Here is a 5,672-nt window from a genome sequence, read left to right as displayed (position 1 = left end):
CCGCACACGAGAGCCCCCCAGCATCGCGTGATGCTGGGGGGCCGGGAGAGGTGCCTGACGATGACCTACTCTCGCATGGGGAAGCCCCACACTACCATCGGCGCTGAGCGGTTTCACTGCTGAGTTCGGCAAGGGATCAGGTGGTTCCCGCACGCTGTGGTCGTCAGGCGAAAAACGGTGAATCATGCTGGCGCGATACGTCCGACGTCTCCGGCCCTGGCGGGCTTGCAGACCCCTTGGGTGTTATATGGTCAAGCCTCACGGGCCATTAGTACACGTTAGCTCAACGCCTTGCGGCGCGTCCACACCGTGCCTATCCACCAGCTGGTCTTGCTGGGCCCTTCAGGAGGCTCAAGGCCTCGGGGATGTCTCATCTTGAAGGAGGCTTCCCGCTTAGATGCTTTCAGCGGTTATCCTGTCCGCACATAGCTACCCGGCAGTGCCACTGGCGTGACAACCGGAACACCAGAGGTGCGTCCACTCCGGTCCTCTCGTACTAGGAGCAGCGCTTCTCAAACATCCAACGCCCACGGCAGATAGGGACCGAACTGTCTCACGACGTTCTAAACCCAGCTCGCGTACCACTTTAAATGGCGAACAGCCATACCCTTGGGACCGACTTCAGCCCCAGGATGTGATGAGCCGACATCGAGGTGCCAAACACCGCCGTCGATGTGAACTCTTGGGCGGTATCAGCCTGTTATCCCCGGAGTACCTTTTATCCGTTGAGCGATGGCCCTTCCATACAGCACCACCGGATCACTAGAACCTGCTTTCGCACCTGCTCGACGTGTCTGTCTCGCAGTCAAGCACCCTTATGCTCTTGCACTCACTGCACGATTTCCAACCGTGCTGAGGGTACCTTCGTGCTCCTCCGTTACGCTTTAGGAGGAGACCGCCCCAGTCAAACTACCCACCACACACGGTCCTCGACCCGGATAACGGGCCTGAGTTAGAACGCCAATGATGCCAGGCTGGTATTTCAAGGTCGGCTCCCCCCGAACTGGCGTCCGGGGTTCCAAGCCTCCCAGCTATCCTACACAAGCAACATCAGCATCCAGTGTGAAGCTGTAGTAAAGGTTCACGGGGTCTTTCCGTCTAGCCGCGGGTACACCGCATCTTCACGGCGATTTCAATTTCACTGAGTCTCGGGTGGAGACAGCGTGGCCATCATTACGCCATTCGTGCAGGTCGGAACTTACCCGACAAGGAATTTCGCTACCTTAGGACCGTTATAGTTACGGCCGCCGTTTACCGGGGCTTCGATCAAGAGCTTCGCCCGAGGGCTAACACCATCACTTAACCTTCCGGCACCGGGCAGGCGTCACACCCTATACGTCCGCTTGCGCGTTGGCAGAGTGCTGTGTTTTTAATAAACAGTTGCAGCCACCTGGTATCTTCGACCGCCTCGTGCTCCAGCCGCAAGGGCCTTCACACTAGCGCGGCGTGCCTTCTCCCGAAGTTACGGCACCATTTTGCCTAGTTCCTTCACCCGAGTTCTCTCAAGCGCCTTAGGATTCTCACCCTGACCACCTGTGTCGGTTTGGGGTACGGTCCCACGGTATCTGAAGCTTAGAGGCTTTTCCTGGAAGCGTGGCATCAGCGACTTCCTGACCGTGGTCAGTTCGTCTCGTCTCTCGGCATCCTTATTGAAAAGAGTGGCCCGGATTTACCAGAGCCGCTTGCCTACCGACTTTCACCAGGGCTACCAACGCCTGGCTCGCCTAGCCTTCTTCGTCCCCCCATCGCAATACCGTGAGGTACGGGAATATTGACCCGTTTCCCATCGACTACGCCTTTCGGCCTCGCCTTAGGGGCCGACTCACTCTGCTCCGATTAGCGTCGAACAGAAACCCTTGGTCTTCCGGCGGGGGTGTTTTTCACACCCCTTATCGTTACTCATGTCAGCATTCGCACTCGTGATACCTCCAGCAGACTTCTCAATCCACCTTCGTCGGCGTACACGACGCTCCTCTACCGCGTGCCTGCATCCTTAAGCCTACTCTACTCATCCTCACCGAACTCAACGTTCGGGAGGGCTTGAACGCCGCTTCGCGACGTTAATCGAATAGCCTTAAGTGATGCAGGCACACCCGTAGCTTCGGTACCTGGTTTAGCCCCGTTACATCTTCCGCGCAGGCCGACTCGACTAGTGAGCTATTACGCTTTCTTTAAAGGATGGCTGCTTCTAAGCCAACCTCCTAGCTGTCTGAGCCTTCCCACCTCGTTTCCCACTTAACCAGGATTTCGGGACCTTAGCTGACGGTCTGGGTTGTTGCCCTTTTCACAACGGACGTTAGCACCCGCTGTGTGTCTCCCACGCGTCACTCACCGGTATTCGGAGTTTGCCTCGGGTTGGTAAGTCGGGATGACCCCCTAGCCGAAACAGTGCTCTACCCCCGGTGGTGCTACGTGAGGCGCTACCTAAATAGCTTTCGAGGAGAACCAGCTATCTCCGGGCTTGATTAGCCTTTCACTCCGATCCACAAGTCATCCAAATCTTTTTCAACAGATCCTGGTGCGGGCCTCCAGTTGATGTTACTCAACCTTCACCCTGCTCATGGATAGATCGCCCGGTTTCGGGTCTATTTCCAGCGACTGGTCGCCCCGTTAAGACTCGGTTTCCCTACGCCTCCCCTAGTCGGTTAAGCTCGCCACTGAAAATAAGTCGCTGACCCATTATACAAAAGGTACGCGGTCACAGGACTCGCCTGCTCCCACTGCTTGTACGCATACGGTTTCAGGATCTATTTCACTCCCCTCATCGGGGTTCTTTTCGCCTTTCCCTCACGGTACTGGTTCACTATCGGTCAGCCAGGAGTATTTAGCCTTGGAGGATGGTCCCCCCATATTCAGTCAGGGTTTCTCGTGCCCCGACCTACTCGATTTCACGTCACTCGGATTTCGGCTACGGGACTATCACCCGCTGTGGTCAGGCTTCCCAGCCTGTTCGCCTATCGGTCGTGTCGCTTAAGGGCTAGTCCCCGGTCGCTCGCCGCTACTGGGGGAATCTCGGTTGATTTCTGTTCCTCGGGGTAATGAGATGTTTCAGTTCCCCCGGTTCGCCTCCTGCCCCTATGGATTCAGGACAGGATACCCACGTTGCCGTGGGTGGGTTGCCCCATTCAGAAATGCCCGGGTCACAGGTCGTTTGCCACCTCACCGAGCCTTATCGCAGGCTTCCACGTCTTTCATCGCCTCTGGCTGCCTAGGCATTCACCGTATGCGCTTACTTGCTTGACCATATAACCCCAAAGGGTCTGGTCGGCAATCCGCTAAAATTGCCGGATACGCTTATCACGTATCACGTTCGTTTCTCCTTGCGGAGAAACTTGTCAGCATGATTCACATTGTTAAAGAGCAATTAAAGCTGGAAGCTTTAAGCTGGAGGCTCGAAGAAACCTTCTCTTCCAAGCACCTAGCTTAAGGCTTTCAGTTAACGACTGGGGAGGGGGCGGAGAGGTGGTGGAGCCTAGCGGGATCGAACCGCTGACCTCCTGCGTGCAAGGCAGGCGCTCTCCCAGCTGAGCTAAGGCCCCGATCGGCATCGCGCAGACCTACTGGCGCAATGGCATTTGGGTGAGACAAGGCGAAAGATGACGACGTATAGCCTGCTATACGAGGAGTCTTTCAACGACGTATCACGCAAATGTGGTGGGTCTGGGCAGACTTGAACACACCCCGCGACCTCACCCTTCTCTCTATAGAACATCCGGGGGTGCGCTCCAACCCACTGAGCTCATCCGCCGGTTCGGAGAATGGTGGGTCTGGGCAGACTTGAACTGCCGACCTCACCCTTATCAGGGGTGCGCTCTAACCAACTGAGCTACAGACCCATGGTCACGCTGGGCCGATACCCCAACAGTCGTTGCTCTGGTCGATCAGGTAATTCATGTGAGCACTTGCCGCGTGTCAGCGACGTCGTCGGTAAGGAGGTGATCCAGCCGCAGGTTCCCCTACGGCTACCTTGTTACGACTTCACCCCAGTCATGAACCACACCGTGGTGATCGCTCCCCCGAGGGTTAAGCTAACCACTTCTGGTGCAGTCCACTCCCATGGTGTGACGGGCGGTGTGTACAAGGCCCGGGAACGTATTCACCGTGACATTCTGATTCACGATTACTAGCGATTCCGACTTCACGGAGTCGAGTTGCAGACTCCGATCCGGACTGAGACCGGCTTTTCGGGATTAGCTCCACCTCGCGGCTTTGCCACCCTTTGTACCGGCCATTGTAGCACGTGTGTAGCCCTACCCGTAAGGGCCATGATGACTTGACGTCGTCCCCACCTTCCTCCGGTTTGTCACCGGCAGTCTCCCTAGAGTTCCCACCATAACGTGCTGGCAAATAGGGACAAGGGTTGCGCTCGTTACGGGACTTAACCCAACATTTCACAACACGAGCTGACGACAGCCATGCAGCACCTGTCTGTGCGCTCCCGAAGGCACCCCGGAATCTCTTCCGGGTTCGCACGATGTCAAGGGTAGGTAAGGTTCTTCGCGTTGCATCGAATTAAACCACATGCTCCACCGCTTGTGCGGGCCCCCGTCAATTCATTTGAGTTTTAACCTTGCGGCCGTACTCCCCAGGCGGTCGACTTATCGCGTTAACTTCGCCACAAAGTGCTCGAGGCACCCAACGGCTAGTCGACATCGTTTACGGCGTGGACTACCAGGGTATCTAATCCTGTTTGCTACCCACGCTTTCGCACCTCAGCGTCAGTGTCAGTCCAGAAGGCCGCCTTCGCCACTGGTATTCCTCCCGATCTCTACGCATTTCACCGCTACACCGGGAATTCTACCTTCCTCTCCTGCACTCTAGCCCGACAGTTCCGGATGCCGTTCCCAGGTTGAGCCCGGGGCTTTCACAACCGGCTTATCAAGCCGCCTACGCGCGCTTTACGCCCAGTAATTCCGATTAACGCTCGCACCCTCCGTATTACCGCGGCTGCTGGCACGGAGTTAGCCGGTGCTTCTTCTGTGGGTGATGTCGCCCCTGACGGGTATTGGCCGTCAGGCCTTCTTCCCCACTGAAAGTGCTTTACAACCCGAAAGCCTTCTTCACACACGCGGCATGGCTGGATCAGGCTTGCGCCCATTGTCCAATATTCCCCACTGCTGCCTCCCGTAGGAGTTCGGGCCGTGTCTCAGTCCCGATGTGGCTGATCATCCTCTCAGACCAGCTACGGATCGTCGCCTTGGTGGGCCGTTACCTCACCAACTAGCTAATCCGACATAGGCTCATCCGATAGCGCGAGGTCCGAAGAGCCCCCGCTTTCTCCCGTAGGACGTATGCGGTATTAGCCTGGGTTTCCCCAGGTTATCCCCCACTACCGGGTAGATTCCTATGCATTACTCACCCGTCCGCCGCTCGTCAGCGTCCAGCAAGCTGGACCTGTTACCGCTCGACTTGCATGTGTTAAGCCTGCCGCCAGCGTTCAATCTGAGCCATGATCAAACTCTTCAGTTGCAATCATTGTGATCCTTGCTTGCCATTCCCCGAAGAAAACGACAAGAGCGGATCCATCTCGGCTCAAGGGTCAAACTGCTCAAAAGGTCCTGCCCCGAAGGGCCGACCTTGACGAGTCGCTTGCCTTGATATCTCAGTGACTGGTCACTGACACATCGGCAAGCGCCCACATGAATTACCTGATCGATTGTTAAAGAGCGGCT

2 tRNA genes and 3 rRNA genes are annotated in these 5,672 nt (G+C 56.6%); all 5 read right to left on the bottom strand.

The features are described from left to right. Positions 1-52: 52 nt before the first annotated feature. The 5 genes from rrf to KG088_RS19320 all read right to left on the bottom strand — a co-directional run bounded on the left by rrf (position 53) and on the right by KG088_RS19320 (position 5,469). Positions 53-168 (bottom strand): 5S ribosomal RNA (gene rrf, locus KG088_RS19340). Between the two features lie 79 nt (positions 169-247). Continuing rightward, positions 248-3,243: ribosomal RNA gene (locus tag KG088_RS19335) — 23S ribosomal RNA — on the bottom strand. A 220-nt stretch (positions 3,244-3,463) separates the two neighbouring features. After that, positions 3,464-3,539, bottom strand: a tRNA-Ala gene (locus KG088_RS19330). Positions 3,540-3,759: 220 nt separating this feature from the next. Beyond that, positions 3,760-3,836 (bottom strand) — tRNA-Ile (locus KG088_RS19325). Positions 3,837-3,928: 92 nt separating this feature from the next. After that, a 16S ribosomal RNA gene (locus tag KG088_RS19320) occupies positions 3,929-5,469 on the bottom strand. The 16S, 23S and 5S rRNA genes sit together here with 2 tRNA genes alongside, the layout of an rRNA operon. Between the last annotated feature and the right edge of the window lie 203 nt (positions 5,470-5,672).

It is taken from the genome of Halomonas jincaotanensis (assembly GCF_018448785.1).
GTDB classification, from domain to species: domain Bacteria; phylum Pseudomonadota; class Gammaproteobacteria; order Pseudomonadales; family Halomonadaceae; genus Halomonas; species Halomonas jincaotanensis.
This window is presented reverse-complemented; position numbering and strand designations above follow the sequence as displayed.